The sequence below is a fragment of the Tateyamaria sp. syn59 genome, assembly GCF_007995245.1.
In the GTDB taxonomy this organism is placed as follows: domain Bacteria; phylum Pseudomonadota; class Alphaproteobacteria; order Rhodobacterales; family Rhodobacteraceae; genus Tateyamaria.
The window spans coordinates 66842-84472 of record NZ_VCBA01000008.1; the positions used below are offsets into that span (position 1 = coordinate 66842).

11 protein-coding genes are annotated in these 17631 nt (G+C 62.7%); 6 read left to right on the forward strand and 5 right to left on the reverse strand.

The genetic code is table 11. From position 1 onward, the window contains the following. Together pbpC and FD715_RS15665 are read right to left on the reverse strand one after the other, a co-directional pair. The gene (gene pbpC / locus FD715_RS15660; protein ID WP_147111767.1) at positions 1–1950 is read right to left on the reverse strand and encodes a penicillin-binding protein 1C; all 1950 of its coding nucleotides are present in this window, start codon (positions 1948–1950) and stop codon (positions 1–3) included. Further along, complete coding sequence (locus FD715_RS15665; protein WP_147111770.1) at positions 1947–7334, reverse strand: alpha-2-macroglobulin family protein; 5388 nt, start codon at positions 7332–7334, stop codon at positions 1947–1949. Before FD715_RS15665 ends, pbpC begins: the two co-directional genes overlap by 4 nt. Before the next feature lie 147 nt (positions 7335–7481). Here FD715_RS15665 and FD715_RS15670 point away from each other — a divergent pair, with 147 nt between their 5' ends. Continuing rightward, positions 7482–9665 carry a response regulator gene (locus FD715_RS15670; protein ID WP_147111773.1) on the forward strand — a complete coding sequence of 728 codons (2184 nt, stop codon included), beginning with the start codon at positions 7482–7484 and terminating at the stop codon, positions 9663–9665. Here FD715_RS15670 and yaaA read toward each other — a convergent pair. The 3 genes from yaaA to FD715_RS15685 form a co-directional block, all read right to left on the reverse strand. Continuing rightward, positions 9662–10435, reverse strand: a complete 774-nt coding sequence (gene yaaA / locus FD715_RS15675; protein ID WP_147111777.1) for a peroxide stress protein YaaA — start codon at positions 10433–10435, stop codon at positions 9662–9664. The two genes, FD715_RS15670 and yaaA, sit on opposite strands and share 4 nt — an antisense overlap. A gap of 31 nt (positions 10436–10466) precedes the next feature. Then, complete coding sequence (recQ, locus tag FD715_RS15680; RefSeq protein WP_147111781.1) at positions 10467–12509, reverse strand: DNA helicase RecQ; 2043 nt, start codon at positions 12507–12509, stop codon at positions 10467–10469. A 92-nt stretch (positions 12510–12601) separates the two neighbouring features. Beyond that, positions 12602–12883: a YggT family protein gene (locus FD715_RS15685; RefSeq protein WP_076629748.1), complete on the reverse strand. Its 282-nt coding sequence runs from the start codon at positions 12881–12883 to the stop codon at positions 12602–12604. A gap of 126 nt (positions 12884–13009) precedes the next feature. Between FD715_RS15685 and FD715_RS15690 the strand changes: the two genes are divergently transcribed. The 5 genes from FD715_RS15690 (at position 13010) to FD715_RS15710 (ending at position 17441) form a co-directional block, all read left to right on the forward strand. Next, a complete protein-coding gene (locus tag FD715_RS15690) occupies positions 13010–13576 on the forward strand; it encodes an acyl-CoA thioesterase (protein WP_147111784.1) in 567 nt (188 codons plus the stop codon). Positions 13577–13641: 65 nt separating this feature from the next. After that, positions 13642–15039: an MFS transporter gene (locus tag FD715_RS15695; RefSeq protein ID WP_147111787.1), complete on the forward strand. Its 1398-nt coding sequence runs from the start codon at positions 13642–13644 to the stop codon at positions 15037–15039. Then, positions 15009–15929 carry a penicillin-insensitive murein endopeptidase gene (gene mepA, locus FD715_RS15700; RefSeq protein WP_147111790.1) on the forward strand — a complete coding sequence of 307 codons (921 nt, stop codon included), beginning with the start codon at positions 15009–15011 and terminating at the stop codon, positions 15927–15929. The genes FD715_RS15695 and mepA overlap by 31 nt, the downstream gene beginning before the upstream one ends. Then, positions 15902–16735, forward strand: coding sequence for an esterase-like activity of phytase family protein (locus FD715_RS15705; protein ID WP_147111793.1), 834 nt, complete (start codon positions 15902–15904; stop codon positions 16733–16735). Before mepA ends, FD715_RS15705 begins: the two co-directional genes overlap by 28 nt. A 64-nt stretch (positions 16736–16799) precedes the next feature. Continuing rightward, a complete protein-coding gene (locus FD715_RS15710) occupies positions 16800–17441 on the forward strand; it encodes a queuosine precursor transporter (RefSeq protein WP_147111796.1) in 642 nt (213 codons plus the stop codon). The last annotated feature ends 190 nt before the right edge of the window (positions 17442–17631 follow it).

Below are 17631 nucleotides of genomic sequence, written 5' to 3' on the forward strand. Positions count from 1 at the left end.
CTAGGGCTGAACCCGGATGGCTGAGCGGGTCGCATGACCCATCGCGTCGATCACTGCAATATCGGAAAAACCCGGCGCCAATGTGCCGATGTCCACTTCGCGCCGCGCGGCACCTGTCGTGACCACGGCACCATTGACCAGAACCGTCAGCGGCAAGGTGCCGCCCGCCACCTTTACCACCGTTTCCGCCTGCGCCAGCACGGCGCCATCCGGGGGGAAGACCATTTTTGGGTGGGAAGCATCGTCAACATCACCGAACCGGCGCAGATTGGGCGGTAAATCAGCCGTGCTCAGAAGCAGGGTGTCAGGAGGTGGCGGCGATGCAGGGGTGAGTTGATGTTTGAGCCTGCCAAACGCCTCGAACAAGACGGGAGCGGCATCCGCACCCCCGAAGGCGCCCGGCACCGGCGTGCCATCAGGTCGCCCCATCCAAACGCCGATCACATGTTGCCCATCATAACCGATGGCCCAGGCATCACGGTGTCCATAAGATGTCCCCGTCTTGTAGGCGAGACCGGCTGGCGCCCCCGGTGGCGGTGCGATCCCACGTAAGATGTCGCCGACCTGCCAAGCTGCGCGCGGCGCGATCAAAGGCGTGTCAGGCGCAGCGAGGTGGCCGTAGACTTGCACCAAATCTTCGAGGCTGAGACCGACGCCGCCAAGGGCCACAGCCAGCCCCGCCTGTCCACCCGGCAGCTTCGGATCAGCACCAAACGCGCGCAAGGCTGCCATCAACCGCTCAGGACCAAGCGCGTCCGTCAGGGCCACCGGCGGAATGTTCAGCGATAGCCTGAGCGCCTGTCGCGCCGTGACGTCGCCGCGAAACATGCCGTCGAAGTTCTGCGGAGCATAGGATCCGAAACGCGTGGGCCGGTCGGAAAAGACCGTTTCCGGATGCGCCAAGCCGCGATCAAAAGCCAGCGCATAGATGATCGGTTTCAAAGTTGATCCTGGGCTGCGCTTTGCCCGCGTCATGTCAATGAAACCGGGACTACCATTGGCATCCGTATATTCAGGCGAGCCAACGCGCGCGATGATCTGTCCGCTTTGGTGATCCAACACCATGATCGCCAGCGAAGTACCCCGCGCCATATGCAGGCTGTGAAGCGTCGCAAGCCGCGCCATGCTGCGCTGCACCTTCGCCGAAAGGGGTGTTTCGAAGCGCGGCACATCAGGTTGCGCCACGCGCAGCGCGTCCGCTTCATGCGGTGCCAGCCTGGGCAGTGGGCGTGCCTTGGTGGGGACCGGCGTACGCGACGGCTTAGCACCGACGCGGGCAAGGACCCGGTCTCGTGCAGCACGCGCGGCGTGCGCGTGCCGGTCAGGACGCCGCGCTTCGGGCGACTGCGGCAGTGCTACCAGAAGGGCTGCTTCGGCTTCGGTCAGGCGGTGGGGCTCCTTACCGAGCCAGGTGAAGGTCGCACTGCGCACCCCCTCGATCCGACCACCATAGGGGGCATGCTGCAGATATAGATGCAGGATGTCGTCCTTGCTCATCTGCCGTTCCAGCGCCCAGGCCACCCGCATTTGCCGCAGCTTGCCACGCACAGAGCCTGTGCCGGAGTTCTCCAGAATCCGCGCCACCTGCATCGTGAGTGTCGAGCCGCCAGACACGACCCGCCCTGCCCGCACGGCCTGCGCCACGGCCCGCAGCATCGCGCGGCCATCGACACCATTGTGCCGGTAGAACCGCTTATCCTCGTACGCGATCAGCATCTGGGTGAGCAGCGGATCAACCCCGCCATGTGGCACGGCCAAACGAATGCGCCCGTCTTCGACAGCAAAGGCGCGCATAAGCTGGCCATCGCGGTCGAGCATCTCCACCGATGTCTCTGCCAAGGTTGCCGGGATAACGGTGCGGTCAACCCAGTCGTCCCAAGCCTCATGCAGGCTGGCCGCAGCGAGCATCAGGATCGCTAAGGCAAAAAGCAGGCGGTGCGGCCGTTTCATTCTATGACCATGGTACGACCGGTCTCGGTAACCGCCCGGTATTCGGCGCGGTACATATCCTCAACCAGCGCTGCCGGGTGATGGAATTCACCCGGGCTCACGGCACGGGCAATATAGGCAAGACGGAACGCAGACGACCCCGTATGGTTAACTGCCGCAAGGAAGCGATCCGACCGGAACTCCGCATGTTCTGTATTGGCCGTGTTCAGCCAATCAAGGCCTGACACATCGCCCGAGCGGATGAGGTTCGGGTTGTCGATCTCAATCCCGGCGGGCAGCGGGTCGTCCACCATCAGGCGCGCGCCAACCTCTTCGAATGGCGTGACGGTCAACACGATCACCCGGCGTTCGCCGATGCTCCAGGGCCCTTGCACCGGGACGCCCTCAAGGCTGTAAGCGGCGCGTGCGATGCTGTAGCCGTAACCGCCCGCTTCGGGCGGCGTGATCGGAACACCGTAGGTTGTCAGTGTTACATCTTGCGCCACGTCCGAAATGTTGCGAATGGTCGAGGCTGCATCGCCAGCCACCTGGCTTTGCACCACGGGCCCTGACGCAGGCACTTCGTCAACAGACAACACTGGCGCGCCCACACCGCTGCGCAGCGCTTGCGCCGCCATCAAGACCTGTGCCGCCTCTTGTGTGGAAAAGGTGCCGCCGCTTGCTGTGATTGAGCCGGCCAGTCGGGACTGGTCGATACGCGTGCTGCCTGCCTCGACAGCGAGGTGCAAAAGCCCTGCGGCATCACGCAAAGGCGTGCCATAGTCCGCGCGCATGGTCGATGCCTCCCCACCGGAGCGTATGGTCATCGCTTCGGCCAGACCAAACAAGCGGTCTGCGCGCGTCTGCTCACCATAGCTGGCCAGTGCTGCGCCCAATTGGGCGCGGGCGAGAGGCGTGGACAGCGCTTCGGCCTTCGTGTCGGCATAATAGCGCAGGTCACCGATGGCCGCAGACCCCGCGCGCGCCAGCACCATCAGGGCATAGGCGATGTCCTGCCCCCCGTCGTCGAAGTCCGGCGCGTAGTTGATCCGGTTGCGCAGGTTGTCCAGCGCTAGGCGCAGGGCGCGCTCGGGCACGTCATGCCCCTGCTCTCGCGCGCGCAACAGGAAGTCTGTAACATAAGCGTCCAGCCAGAAATCCCCCGACTGCGCCCGCCACAAACCAAAGGCGCCATTGCTGGCCTGCCGCGTCAGGACGCGCGCAATTGCCCCGTCGATCCGGCTGTCGATGTCCGTCAGTCCCGCCGCCTGCGCTGTCTGTGGGACGTAAAGCAGCGGAAGGGCCGCCGAGGTGATCTGCTCCGTACAGCCATAGGGATAGCGGTCAAGCTGCCGCAGCAGGCCCGGCATGTCGAACCGGGCAAGCGGCCCTGCTGCCAATGAGGCGCGCGCGCTGCCGGGGCGGAGGTTGGCAAAAACATTGTCGTCAAAGGTCAGAGCCTCGCCCGTCGCCAGCGACAGGCGTCGCGTGGTGGCGATGACGGGATCGTTGGACCGGACGCCAAGTGTCAGGCTCTTCTTCAGTACGGTTCCGTCCGGTGTCGTGAGTGCGACGTCGATCTTGTGATCGCCCAGCTGCTCCGCCGTGAGCGGCAAGGCGACGCGCACGGTGCCACCTTCCCCAATTGTTATCGTTTCTGGCGCGTCGCCAAGGGCAAGACCCGTGGCCGTGACCGAAAGGGGCATGTCACCTGACGCACCGGCGGCATGCACAAACTCAAGCCGCAGGCGGCTGTTGTCCCCCGGCGCGAGGAAGCGCGGGAGGGCCGCGCTGATCACCACCGGATCGCGCGCAACGAGGTCCGTTTTAGCCTGCCCAACGGCCTGATCGGACCACGCAACAGCCATCAATCTGATCGTGCCGTTGAAAGCGGGACGTGGGACGGTCACACGAGCCACTCCGTTTTCATCGACGGCAACAGGACCGAAAAATGCAGCCATCACAGCCTCGGTTGGCGGTGGCCCCTGGCGCTGCATGGCGTTGCCCGCATCACCGCCAGAACGCACCGATCCCAGCGCGCCGCTTTGCCCATCAATCAGGCGGCCATAGACGTCGCGCAGATCGACACCAAGGCGCCGCTGACCGAAATAGTGATCTTGGGGATTGGGTGGCTCGAACCCCGTCAGGTTGAGGATACCGACATCCACGGCGGCCAGCGTGACATGACCTGCGGCACCGTCCAGACCATCCACAAGGACGACGACTTCGGTCTCACCTGGCTGACCATCCGTTTCACGTGGCGCGTCGATGGACACCGACAGCGCCTTTTCCGCCGGGTCGATGGCCGCATGCGCAAGGCCCAGAACACGGGCGGGCTCTGGCCCGCTGGCCATGCTGCCGCGCAAGACAGAAGCGGTGACATAGGCACCCGTCCCCCAGGCATCCGTCACCTGCAACGGGATCACCGTTTCGCCTGCTGTCACCGGCAGCGCCTGACGCGAGATCACGTGGCCCGATAAGACAGAGATCAGCGCGACGCCGTCATAGGGCGGCGTGATGCGCAGTTGCGCCGTGTCACCCACCGCATAGCGTGCGGCGTCCAGCGACAGGCCCAGACGGTCAGGGGTATCAATGCTGTCCGATGCACCGTACCAACCGGCCGCAAAGCTGACAGAGCTTGCGGTATACGCGCCGTCGGTGCTTTCGATGACCAGTTCGTAATCGCCCCACTCCGTTGGGCTGCTGAGAGCAATGGGGTCGGTGCCGAGCACGGCAGTGCCCTGTCCGACGCGGATGCGGCGTGTGACGGGTTCCCACTTCCAGTTGCCATAAAGCTGATACCACTGATACCGCGTCTCGATCCGATTGACGGTCCATGTGACAGGCAGGTCGCCGGGGGCGCCGACAGCGATGGCCTCGAACTCTGCCGTAGTGCCTTCGGGCAGGACGTCGTCAAAGGCCGGTTTGATGCCGATCACGGGCCCCTGTGGCGCGATAGGCCGCGTTAGGCTGCGTTCAACCGGACGCCCGCCGCTGTCAGAGACGCGGACGGTTGCGACGGCTTCCAACAGCACATCTCCGGCCACAACCTCGGGCCAGGGCAGCGACAGGCGGAACTGGCCTGCCGCATCGGTACGCCCACCCTGGACATAGCGGCGCTTTGGAGAGAAGGCCGCGTCGTGGCGCCCGAATTGATAGCCTCGATGATCCGCAATCGCAGTGCGGCGCAGCAGTTGAATGTCCCCTTCAACAGCGAGGTTCGCGCCCGGCGCACCAAAAAGGTACTGGGCATCCACGTCCACAACGGCAGGCGCGCGTAAAGTGAGGGGCTCGTCTGCTGCGTTCAGGGTCACGTCGATGCGGTCGGGGATGAAATCTTCGACCAGCACGGTCCGGGTGGCAAGCGGCGGCGCGTCCACATCACCCTTGACCTCGATCCGCCATGTCCCGCGCGGGACCGCTTGGCCCAGCGGCAAGGCCAGCACATGCCCGCCGCTTTGGCCCTGAGCACTGACGGTGCGGCTGTATTCAACCCCATCCGGGCGGCTGAGGATAACGGTCAGAGGCAGCCCTGTAATCGCCTGCGCCCGCGCATGGCGTGCCAACGCGGTCAGGTGGATCGTGGCACCGGGCCGATAGGCCCCGCGATCGGTCGTCACAAACAGGTCGATGGGCGGCGCGGGCGGGCGCCCTTCCACCCCGCGGTCAGACAGGTCAAAAGCGGCGTCCGTCAGCGGCAGGAAAACGAAATCATCCTCCATTTCGACCTGGATCATGGCCGGGCGGGCCGAACCGCGTCCGCGGGTCAGGCCGGCATCGAACTGAACAAACCCCTCGGCATCGGTCTGCGCCGTGCCCAAGATAGCATTCGTCTGAGAGACAAGATGCACAGTGGCCCCTTCAACCGCGCCCGCATCGCCGAGCGCACGGACAGAGGCGGTCAACCCATCATTGCCCTGCCAGGTGGACAGACCCAGGTCCGACAGCACGAACCATTGGGTGGCCGCAGCCACATCAAACGAATCTCGCCCCGGCTCGCGCGCCGACAAGACGTAAACACCTGGCGGTTGATCGGCCAAAGCCTCCTCCAGCGGCAGCCGCGTGCGCATTTCAGTATTCAGTTCGTTCTGAACCTCGCCCGTGCCGCGCCAGATCTCCTCTGCGATGTCGCCCGTGAACTCGGCCATCTGCCACTGCGACAGCGGACGGGCGAAGAAGTTGCGCCGCATCGACTGGACGAGATTGCGGTCGCTCACGCGGCTCAGGACCAACTCAACCTCGGTCACATTGACCGTCTCAATGGGAATGCTGGGCCCGGAGCCGCGCGGCAGAACATATCCACGGCCGGGAAAGCGTACTACGGGCGCGCGGTCGCGGACATACAGGTCGAGCGTCACATCCTTGGCCAGCACTTCACCGCTTTCAGCGGGCAGGCCCGAACGGAAGGTCACCGCATACCGCGCGCCATGCGCAACGCCATCAATGCACAGATCACGCCCGTCCGCCGCAACGACAAGACCCGGCGTCGCGGTCCGCACGAAGGGTTCATAGTCGATCCCCGCTTGCACCAGCGGCTCAGAAAAGGTGGCACAGATCCGAGGCGCGGCGCTGTCATTGTCGACCTGATGCTCAACAATGCGGAAGCCGTATTTGCCGATGGCCTCATCCAACGCCCTGTTAATGTCATCGCGCCGCTGAATGGACTGGGCAAGGCGCAGCGCGTCAATCATGTCCCGGCCACGGTTGTTGCGTTCCAGCGCTTGCGCCAGGGTTTGCAGAGCGCTGACTTGCCCGCCCGCCGTGTCGGCCCGCAAATAGCCGTTCAGGGCGGCGGGCACCGCCTCTCGCAGAGCGCGGCGCCGTTCGGACGCAGATGCGTTTTCGTCCAAGGTCATCGCGATATCGGCATAGCGTACCCACAGATCCGGGGCATCCGTCAGCGCCACGGCAGAACCTGCCCAACGCAGGGCAGCGGCACGATCCCCCCTGTCCATCGCGCGCTGGGACGCCGCCAGCAGCGCATCCACCGAATTCCCGGCCAAAGCAAATCGAAGGCCGATATCCGTCGCAAGGTCGCGCGCCGCAGCGACATCGCCATCCTGCGAATCCAGCGCCTCGGCCCGCTGCTGTGCCGCTGAGCGTAGCCCAGCTGCAATTGGAATGCGGGTGGCCGAACGTGCGCCGACATATGGTTGCCGATCCGTTATCTCGGATTTGGGAAAGCATGCGTTCGACCGATCGTTGAAGGTAAAGGCCACGCAGGCATCGTCGGCACTGCACGCTCGGACGCAGGCCTCGAACGTTGTGTCGAACAGCGCGGTGCGGTCCGCGCCAAAGAAATCCACATCGCGTGTCACAACATAGCGGTGGTCGGGGACCGCGCCCTGCCCCCAGGCCGCAAAGGCCCACAGCACAGTACAGAGGGCAAAGATCATGTGGCGCATGGCGCACCTCCCGCAAACAACTTGGGTCCTGTAAGGCTAGCCTGCCACGCGCGCGACGGCACGCGCAACGCTTTCGCCACGGGGTTAAGGCGTTCTTCATTGTCGCTGTGAAATACCAAGACGGCGTAGTCGAGGCGGAGGGCAGGCATGAGCCTTGCAAACAAACTGGCAGAAGAGCGGCGCGGTCGCCTGGCCGCAGAGCGTCTGCTTGAGTTGAAAGAGGCCGAACTGTCGGCGGCAAACCGCAAGCTCGGCAAACATGCCGCCGCCCTGCAGGGTGAGATTGTCGAAACCCGCGCCCAGGTCGCCACCGTCAAAACTGAAAACGAGCGGGTGAAGACAGAGCTCGGGCAGGCCAATCAAAAGGTACAGATCGCCGAACGCCGCCTATGGCATTCGGTGCAAACCATCACCGACGGCTTTGCCTTCTTCAACTCCGACAACCAGATGATCGCGGCCAACGAAAGCTACTTGGCCATTTTCGACAAGATCGACGTGATCCGCCCCGGTGTGAATTACATGACGATCCTACAGGTCCTCACGGACGAGGGGATCGTCGACACCGAAGGGATGCCAGATGATGACTGGCGCCAGATGATGCTGGATCGCTGGATGAAGCCACAACCCGATCCGGTAACAGTCCGTCTGTGGAACGACCAATACATTAAGCTGGTGGACCGGCGCAGCCCGGCTGGGGACATCGTGTCGCTTGGCCTCAACATCACTGAATCAGTGCGGTATCAGCAGGAGCTCAAAGCCGCACGCAGCGAAGCCGAAGCCGCCAGCCGCGCAAAATCGGCATTCCTCGCCAATATGAGCCACGAGATCAGGACGCCGATGAACGGTGTTGTGGGCATGGCCGAATTGCTGGGCGATACCGGGCTGAGCGAAGAACAGCAGCTTTACGTCGATACGATCAAGAATTCGGGCGAGGCGTTGCTGGTCATCATCAACGACGTGCTCGATTATTCCAAGATCGAAGCGCAAAAACTGCAACTCCACCTCGAACCCTTTGACCTTGAGCGCAGCATTCACGAGATCATCATGCTGCTCCAGCCCTCGGCCCGCGACAAGGGCCTGACCCTGCTGCTCGACTACGATCTGTTCCTGCCAACGACCTATGTGGGTGATCCCGGGCGGATCCGGCAGGTGCTGACCAACCTGATGGGCAACGCGGTCAAGTTCACGAATGAAGGGCACGTTTTGGTCCGTGTCACCGGTGTACCGGACCTGGATGCCGGCCACGCCGAGGTCACCATCGTGATCGAAGACACCGGAATCGGCATTCCCGAAAGCAAGATCGAGCACATATTCGGCGAGTTCAATCAGGTCGAGAATGAGCGCAACCGCCAGTTTGACGGCACAGGACTGGGCCTTGCGATCTCGCAACGTCTGGTGAATCTGATGGAGGGCGAGGTCTGGGTCAGCAGCGAAGAGGGGATCGGCTCTGTCTTTGGTTTCCGCATTCCTCTGAAGTTGAGCGAGGCCAAGTTGCCCGAGCATCCGCCGGTGCCGGATGGATTGCGCCGGGTCATGGTCGTCGACGATATCGAGGCGAACCGGACGATCCTGCAACGCCAGCTGGAGCAATTGGGCCTTGGGGTCGTCAGTTGCGCTTCGGGTGCCGAAGCGCTGGACCAGTTGCGCGACATCGACCTGATCCTCACGGATCACAACATGCCTGACATGGACGGTTTGGAGTTGGCCGAAACGATCCGCACACGGGGCGTCGAAACGCCCATTCTCCTGCTCAGCTCGAACCCCAGCTTTGCAACGAACGACCCCGGCGCACGCTATCTTCATGCCATCATGCAAAAACCGGTGCCGCGCGCCGACCTCTTTGCGCGACTGGAAAGCGTCGGACCCGTGATCGGGGCAAATGGCGCGCCACCTCCCGCACCCGAAAAAAGGCGGATGGTCGTCTTGGCCGCAGAAGACAACAAGACCAACCAGCTGGTCTTTGGCAAGATGGTCAAATCAGCCGACATCGACCTGCATTTCGCCAACAACGGGATCGAAGCGGTTGAGTTCTTCCAACAAGTGTCGCCGGACCTGATCTTCATGGACATCTCGATGCCGAAGATGGACGGCAAGGAAGCAACGCAGAAAATCCGGGCGTTAGAGCAGGACACCGGCGGACATGTCCCCATCGTTGCATTGACGGCCCATGCGATGGACGGGGATGACAAGGGCATTCTCGAAGCCGGGCTTGACCACTACCTGACCAAGCCACTGCGCAAGCCCGAGATCCATGGCATGTTGCATGAGATGTGTCCGGACGGCGTGAAGAACCCGTTCGAGGATGCAATGCCGGACGAGGGCGCCGCCTAGTTTGTCGGGTAAGGCCGGACAAACACGGGTTTTACATCGCTCGACAGGTCAGGCTGGTACACATAGCCATCGCTGCTGAAACTGCGCACCCCCTCCAGGTCCGTTACCCGGTTCTGGATAATATGCCGCGCCATGGCGCCACGCGCGCGCTTTGCAAAGAAGCTGACGATCTTTGGACCCTGCCCTTTGTCTTCCATGAAGGCAGGCGTGATCAGTTCGGGCTGTAGTGCTTTTTCCGGCACCGCACCGAAGTATTCCTGGCTCGCACAATTGACGAGGATGTCGCTGCCGGTTTCCTCGGCCTGCGCGTTCAGCGCCTTGGCCAGATCCGTGCGCCAATAGTCATAGAGCGACGCGCCGCGCCGCGTTTTCAGGCGGCTGCCCATCTCCAGCCGATAGGGCTGGATGGCATCCAGTGGCCGCAACAAGCCATAAAGCCCGGAAAGAATACGCAGATGATCTTGGGCATAAGCGGTCTCATCATCCGAAAGTGTTTCTGCATCCAAGCCCTGATAGGTATCGCCGGCAAAGGCCAGCATTGCCGGGCGCGTAGTATTCTCGGCGGGCGCATCTTCGAATGCTTGGAAACGATCCCGGTTCAACCGGGCCAGATCGTCGCTCAGATCCATCAGTGATTTCAACTTGCCCAGCGTCAGGTTCCGCGCTGTGCGCACCAATCGGACCGCGTCATCCTGCATGGCGGGGGCGGTCATCGTGACATCCCGCTCTGCCCAATCCAGCCGCTTGGCCGGGGAAATCACCACCAACATCTGCATACCCCCAAGATGTGTTTGGCCATATCTAGGATGCCGCCCGCAGCACGTCCAGAAAGGCGGGGCCAAATCGCTCCGCCTTGCGATCACCCAGCAGCCGTTCCAGCCCCGCGCCATCATCTGGGCGCAACTGTGCGACCTTGGCCAATTGCGAGGCCGAACAACTCAGCGGCTTGTCCGTCCCGTCCTCACCCCGCGCCAATTCCGCCTGAACCGCCAAAAGTTGGTCATAGATCGTGCCCGCCGTATGCCCCGCCAGCTTGCGGCGCGAGGGATGCAGCGCCTCTGCCTCTCCGTTGATCACCTCAAGGAACGCGCGCCCGAATTTTTCGAGCTTCTTCGCTCCCACACCGCTGACCTGCGCCATCTGGTCAAGGTTGGCAGGCCGCCGCTCTGCCATCTCGATAAGCGTCCGGTCGGGAAAGATAACATAGGCCGGGACCTTTGCCGCTTCGGCCAACCCCCGGCGCTTTGCCTTGAGGGCCGACAACAGCGGCGCGTCCTCCTCCGACACCATCGCCTTGACCGCCGGGCGACGGGCCGCCGCAGCCTTGATCGTATCGCGGCGCAGAGTGATCTTGGCCTCGTCTCGCAGGATCGGCAGCGCCGCCTCCGTCATTCGCAACGCGCCGTATCGGTCGGGATCGGGCCGCACCAAATCGTGACCCATCATCTGCCGAAACACCGCCTGCCATTGCGGTTTGGAATACTCTTTGCCCACACCGTAGGTCGGCAGGCTGTCATGCCCGCGCTGCCGGATCTTGTCGGTTTCAATGCCCAGCAGGATGTCGATCAGATGCCCGGCGCCAAACCATTCGTCGGTGCGCAGCATGGCCGACAGCGCCTTGCGGACAGCGGTGGTACCATCAAAAACCTCGGCCGGTTGGTCGCACAGATCGCATTTTCCACACGCGACCGCTGTCTCTCCAAAATAGCCAAGCAGCGTCTTGCGCCGACATTCCAACGCTTCGGCCAGACCCAGCAAAGCATTCAAGCGTGCGTGATCCGCCATCCGCCGCTCGGGCGGCGCCAGTCCCTCGTCGATCTGAGACCGCCGCAGTTTGATGTCGTCGGGGCCAAACAGCGTTAGCGTTTCCGCGGGTGCCCCATCACGCCCGGCGCGCCCGATCTCCTGGTAATAGGCTTCAATAGATTTCGGCAAATCGGCATGCGCCACCCAGCGGATATCCGGCTTGTCGACGCCCATGCCGAACGCCACCGTGGCCGCCACGATCAAGCCGTCTTCCTGCTGAAACCGTCGTTCAGCGATGCGCCGATCCTCCGCCTCCATCCCGCCATGGTAGTGGATCGCGGCATGGCCTGCCTCGCGCAGCGCCTGCGCCAGCGTTTCCGTCTTAGCCCGCGTGCCGCAGTAGACGATACCCGACTGTCCCTTGCGCGCGGCGGCAAAGTTCAGGATCTGTGCGCGCGGCCCGTTCTTGGCGGCAAAGGTGAGGTGAATGTTAGGCCGGTCAAACCCGCGCAGAAAGGTGCGCGGTTGCACGCCGTCAAACAGCTTCTGGACAATTTCGACCTGCGTTTCCGCATCTGCCGTGGCGGTGAAGGCAGCCAGAGGCACGTCCAAGGCACGCTTCAGCTCGCCAATCCGCAGGTAATCGGGGCGGAAATCATGCCCCCACTGACTGACGCAATGCGCCTCGTCCACAGCGATCAGGCTGACACCGATGCGGCGAAGCATTCCAATGGCCGATCCGGCAGCAAGCCGTTCGGGCGCAATGTAAAGCAGCTTCAACTCCCGCCGCTCCAGCGCCTCCCACACGGCATCCGTTTCCTCGGGCGTGTTGCCGGACGTCAGCGCGCCCGCCTGCACGCCCGCCTCTTGCAGCGCACGCACCTGATCCCGCATCAGCGCAATCAGCGGAGAGATGACCACCGTCACCCCGTCGCGCATTAGCGCAGGTAATTGAAAACAAAGGGATTTACCGCCGCCCGTCGGCATGATGGCCAGCGCGTTTTCGCCCGCAGCTACGGCATCAACGATCTCTTCCTGTCCGGGGCGGAAGCCGTCGAACCCGAATACATCCCTCAACAGCGTGGCAGCGCCGCTCATGTCCGAAAACCCTGTCAAATTTTATGTAGTCTGCTCGTTGGATACAGACTCACATTTTAACAGGCCGTGAACAAGGGGCTAGCCCGCCGCTCTCAAAAGAAGATGGCCGGCAGGATGATGCTGCGCAACGCGATCACGATCACAAAGGCCACCAGTGGCGCGAGGTCAAGCGGGTGCGTGTCGGGCATGTAACGCCGGATCGGCCGATAAATCGGCTCCAAAAGTTTGTTCAGCCCGGTCCAGATCGACCCCACCAGCGGCTGGTGCATGTTCAGCACGTTGAAGTTAATGAGCCAGCTCATGATGATGTGGACGATCATGATCACGTAAACGACGCTCAGGATCAGATCGAGCAATTGATAGATCACCAGCATGGGCGGGGTCCTTTGTTGTTCCGGCAACAGACCTAGGGCGAAGGCGCATGTGGCGCAAGGTCACGTTGGTTGAGCCATTGAAGTTTCGCTGCGCCGCCGCATTTTAGAACGCAAGGAGTCAAACCAATGTTTCCATTCGTCCGCCTTGCCAAGGAAATGATCAAAGCCCGCCGCCAGGCGACACTAGGGCTGACCGATCTGCACGTCACACAGCACCGCGTATGGCCCTGGGATTTGGACGGGTTCATGGAGTTGAACAACGGGCGCGCCCTGACGCTGTACGATCTGGGCCGCTTGGGTCTGGGCCAGCGCGCGGGCCTGATCGAAACGCTCAAGGCGAACCGCTGGGGCCTGACCATGGCGGGGTCGTCCGTGCGCTATCGCCGCCGCCTACACGCTTTTCAAAAGTTCGAGATGCGCAGCCGCGCGGTGTGCTGGGACGACAAGTTCACTTACCTAGAACAGTCCATGTGGAAGCCCGATGGCGAATGCGCCAGCCATGTGCTCTACCGTTCTGCCGTGACGGACAAGAACGGGATCGTGCCACCCCACAAGGTGCTCGCCGCGATGGGGCAGGACGCAGTTTCACCGCCCACGCCTGACTGGATCGCCGCCTGGATCAAGGCGGAGACGCAGCGCCCTTGGCCACCGATGCAAGACGCGGACGCCCCCAAGCTGAAATCGGTGGCGTAAAACCTTACCTTGCCACAGCGTCTTAGGCCTGCTTTGGTCGCCCCAACAATAAAACGGGGACGGGCATGGCAGAGATCAGCCTGAAGAAACGCATTCGGGGCTGGATGGCCTTCGATTGGGCGACGCAGCCATTCTATACGCTCGGGCTGACCTTTATCTTTGGTCCCTATTTCGCTGGCGTGTCCTTTGAGTATTTCTCGACCGTCCACGCAGACGAGGAAACAGCCAAGGCGGCGTCACAAGCGACGTGGTTCTGGGGACAGACCATCGCGGGTTTGCTGATCGCCTTCACCGCACCACTGATTGGCGCTTACGCCGACAGCACCGGGCGGCGGATGCCGTGGATCTGGTTCTTTGCAATCCTTTACCTACCGTTCACCTGGGCGCTTTGGTACACCGACCCTACGGGCAACAATATCTATGTGATCCTGTTGTGCTTTAACCTCGCCTTCATCGCGGCCGAGTTCATGCTGATCTTTGTCAACGCGATCCTGCCCAGCCTCGGAACCACGGAAGAGGTCGGCAAAATCTCGGGTGATGGCGCGGCAATTGGCTATTGGGGCGGCGTGCTGGGCCTGTTCATCATGCTCATCTTCTTTGTGAACAAGGGCGATGGCACGACGATTGCAAACCTGGCCCCGGTCTTAGGATTGGACCCCGAAACGGGCGAGGATTTTCGCGCCGTAGGACCTTTCATTGCCATCTGGTTCGCGCTTTTCATCATTCCCTTCTTTGTCTGGGTGCGCGAGCCCAAAACAGCCAACCGGCAAGGCGGCGTGAGCGAGGCGATGACCGATCTGAAGCATTCTTTGCGGGGCGCATGGGAACGCAAATCGCTCCTGAACTTCCTGATCGGCTCCATGCTGTACCGTGATGCGCTCAACGCGCTTTATGCTGCGGGCGGTGTTTATGCGCGCCTCGTCCTGGGATGGGAGATCATGCAGATCCTGGTATTTGGTATCGTCGGCGCAATTACCGCGGCGGTGGCCACCTATATTGGCGGCGTCTTTGACAAGCGCCTGGGGCCGCGTCCAGTAATCCGGGTCTGCTGCTATATCCTGATCCTTGTTTGCCTGATTATCGTCGGCATGAACCGGGAAAGTTTTTTCGGCATCATTGCCATCGCCGAAGGGTCGGCCTTGCCCGACATCGTGTTCTATGTCTGCGGTGCCGCCATTGGCGGTGCGGGTGGTGCCATCTATGCCGCGTCGCGGTCCATGATGGTCCGCCACACCCATCCCGAACGCCCGACCGAGGCCTTTGGCCTATTCGCCTTGTCCGGCAAAGCGACTGCCTTTCTGGCGCCAATGCTGATCGCGCTTTTCTCGACCATGACAGGCAGCACACAATTGGGGTATGTTCCGGTCATTGCCCTGTTCGTTCTCGGCCTCTGGCTGCTGCGCTACGTGAACCCCGAAGGAGACCACGCAAAATGGTCAAAATCCGCCGTTCCTGTACCCTGATCGCCGCCCTTTTGCTTTGCGCCTGTACCAGCGGCGCGGGCACTGACATTTCCGGCGCGCCCACAGCTGACGTCGATCCGGCCACGCTGCAAAACATCGCCAAAGGCCAGTTTGGCGCCAAACGGCGCGCCTCCGCTCAGGAGGCCGCAGCTTTTGGCGGGTACTCGCGTGGCTGTCTGGCGGGCGGCGTGCAACTGGCCGAGACCGGGCCAACATGGCAGGCCATGCGGCTGAGCCGCAACCGCAACTGGGGTCACCCCGAGCTTGTCGACTATGTTCAGGACCTGAGCCGCGAGGCCGCCAAACAACCGGGTTGGTCTGGCCTTTATGTCGGTGACATGAGCCAGCCGCGTGGCGGGCCGATGCTGACCGGGCACCGCAGCCACCAGATCGGTCTGGATGTAGACGTCTGGATGCTGCCCGCCCGCAACCTGACCCTCAGTGCGGCAGAACGGGAAAACATCTCCTCCATCTCGACCCGCCGGTCGTCTGGGGCCTATGTGAACAGCAACTGGACCCGCCAGCACCACGAGATCATCAAAGCCGCCGCCAGCGACAGCCGCACCGCGCGCATCTTTGTCTTCCCCGGCGCCAAGGTGCAGATGTGCAAGGACGAAACCGGCGACCGGTCGTGGCTGCGCAAAGTGCGCCCTTGGTGGGGACATCACTACCATTTCCACGTCCGCCTGAACTGCCCGCGCGGCACGCGCGGCTGCGTCGATCAGGCCGCCCCGCCCCCCGGTGACGGCTGCGCCGATGCGCAACAATGGGTGAACAACATCCTCAACCCACCGCCGCCAGATCCCAACGCACCCGCCCCCAGACCACGCCGCGAACTCAAGGTCGGAGACCTGCCGCAACAATGCTCTGGCGTTCTGGCCTCGCGCTGATCCTGACCGCCGCCACGGCAACAGCCGATCCCCTGACCTTCGTCCGCAGCTGGACGCTGGTCTCGGATCGCGCGGAGTTCGGTGGACTGTCCGCGATCGAGATGGACAACGCGGACAGCGCCGTTGTCCTGTCGGATCGCGGCGCGCTGTTCACGCTAACCCTTGATCGCAGCACACGGACCGTCCTCATTGAAGCCGCAGAACAACCCTATCCCGACCGAGACAGCGAGGGCCTCGCCCGGACAATCGATACCCTGTTTTTCAGCTACGAAGACCCCGGACGCATTGCGGCGGACGATGGCACTGAAGTGCCGTCGCATCCCGACTTTGCCACCTACAGCCGCAACGGATCACTCGAAGCCTTGGCGGCGGACGCAGACGGCATACTCTACACTCTGCCAGAACGCTCCGGCGACACCGCGCGCCCCTTTCCCATCTACAGACATGCGGACGGAACCTGGGACATCTTGGCCACGCTGCCACGCACGGGGCCATTCCTACCCACAGGCGCCGACATCGGACCGGACGGCCTTCTCTACATCCTCGAACGCGCGTTCACACCACTCGGCTTTCGCAGCCGCATCCGCCGAATGGACCCCAACGCGCCCGACGCCCCACCAGAAACCCTCCTCAAAACCTCCGCAGGGCGCCACGACAACCTCGAAGGGCTCGCCATCTGGCAGTCCGACAGCGGCGCGACCTGCCTGACCATGGTGTCAGACGACAACTTCCTGTCCGTGCAGCGCACTGAACTGGTCGAATACGCCCTGACGGAAACCCTTGCAGGCGGCGCCACCTGCGACTAGGAGACGCGCGTCCGGCACGGTGCCGGGCCAAGTCGCCGCAACCTTGCAAAAACGGGCACCAGATATGACACGCGCGCACCTTCCCGGCATCCTTGCCATGGCCATCATCGTTGTGGCCTCGAACATCCTTGTCCAGTTCCTGTTCGGCAACTGGCTAACCTGGGGGGCGTTCACCTACCCGCTGGCCTTCCTTGTCACCGACATCATGAACCGGGTCTACGGCGCGGGCCCTGCGCGCACGGTCGTCTTCGTCGGCTTCATCGTCGGCGTTTTCTGCTCGCTCGTCGGCACTCAGATCATGATCCAGGGCGACGGGTTCACCTACCCGGCGGTCACCTTCCGCATCGCTATCGGCTCCGGTTTGGCCTTCCTGACGGCGCAACTGCTCGACGTCGGCATATTCTCTGCCCTGCGCGAAGGGACATGGTGGAAGGCGCCGCTCGCCTCGACCATCATCGGCAGTTCGGTCGACACGGCCATCTTCTTCACCATCGCGTTTTCCGGCACGCTGGTCTGGCTTGAGCCGGGCAACGACGTGTCCTGGGCGGGCGAAGTGCTGCCGCTTCTTGGCATGGGGCCAGAGGTGCCGCTTTGGGTATCGCTCGCCATGGCCGACTGGATGGTCAAGCTGAGCCTCGCGCTCATTGCTTTGGCACCGTTCCGCTGGTTCACGGCTGGCGTAGCCCAGCCTGCGGAAATCCGTTGACTTTCACGGACGCTGTGCCACCATCGGATGTGAGTTCAACATTTGAAAGGAGGTGATCCAGTGTCGAGAAAGGTATTGGAGAGAGGTGTCGGAACAGCTTGGGAGGTCGCCTGCTAGGGCAGCCCCGCGCGGCGCAGACCGCCAAGTTGGTCGGTTGATCTAACCGGCACAACCTCCGAAACATTTCGAG

Excerpts from the sequence above, each read along its gene's own strand:
- FD715_RS15665 (WP_147111770.1), bottom strand. The coding sequence starts at position 7,334 with ATGCGCCACATGATCTTTGCCCTCTGTACTGTGCTGTGGGCCTTTGCG.
- pbpC (WP_147111767.1), bottom strand. The coding sequence starts at position 1,950 with ATGAAACGGCCGCACCGCCTGCTTTTTGCCTTAGCGATCCTGATGCTC.
- FD715_RS15690 (WP_147111784.1), top strand. The coding sequence starts at position 13,010 with ATGTTTCCATTCGTCCGCCTTGCCAAGGAAATGATCAAAGCCCGCCGC.
- yaaA (WP_147111777.1), bottom strand. The coding sequence starts at position 10,435 with ATGTTGGTGGTGATTTCCCCGGCCAAGCGGCTGGATTGGGCAGAGCGG.
- mepA (WP_147111790.1), top strand. The coding sequence starts at position 15,009 with ATGGTCAAAATCCGCCGTTCCTGTACCCTGATCGCCGCCCTTTTGCTT.
- FD715_RS15710 (WP_147111796.1), top strand. The coding sequence starts at position 16,800 with ATGACACGCGCGCACCTTCCCGGCATCCTTGCCATGGCCATCATCGTT.
- FD715_RS15695 (WP_147111787.1), top strand. The coding sequence starts at position 13,642 with ATGGCAGAGATCAGCCTGAAGAAACGCATTCGGGGCTGGATGGCCTTC.
- FD715_RS15685 (WP_076629748.1), bottom strand. The coding sequence starts at position 12,883 with ATGCTGGTGATCTATCAATTGCTCGATCTGATCCTGAGCGTCGTTTAC.
- FD715_RS15705 (WP_147111793.1), top strand. The coding sequence starts at position 15,902 with ATGCTCTGGCGTTCTGGCCTCGCGCTGATCCTGACCGCCGCCACGGCA.
- FD715_RS15670 (WP_147111773.1), top strand. The coding sequence starts at position 7,482 with ATGAGCCTTGCAAACAAACTGGCAGAAGAGCGGCGCGGTCGCCTGGCC.
- recQ (WP_147111781.1), bottom strand. The coding sequence starts at position 12,509 with ATGAGCGGCGCTGCCACGCTGTTGAGGGATGTATTCGGGTTCGACGGC.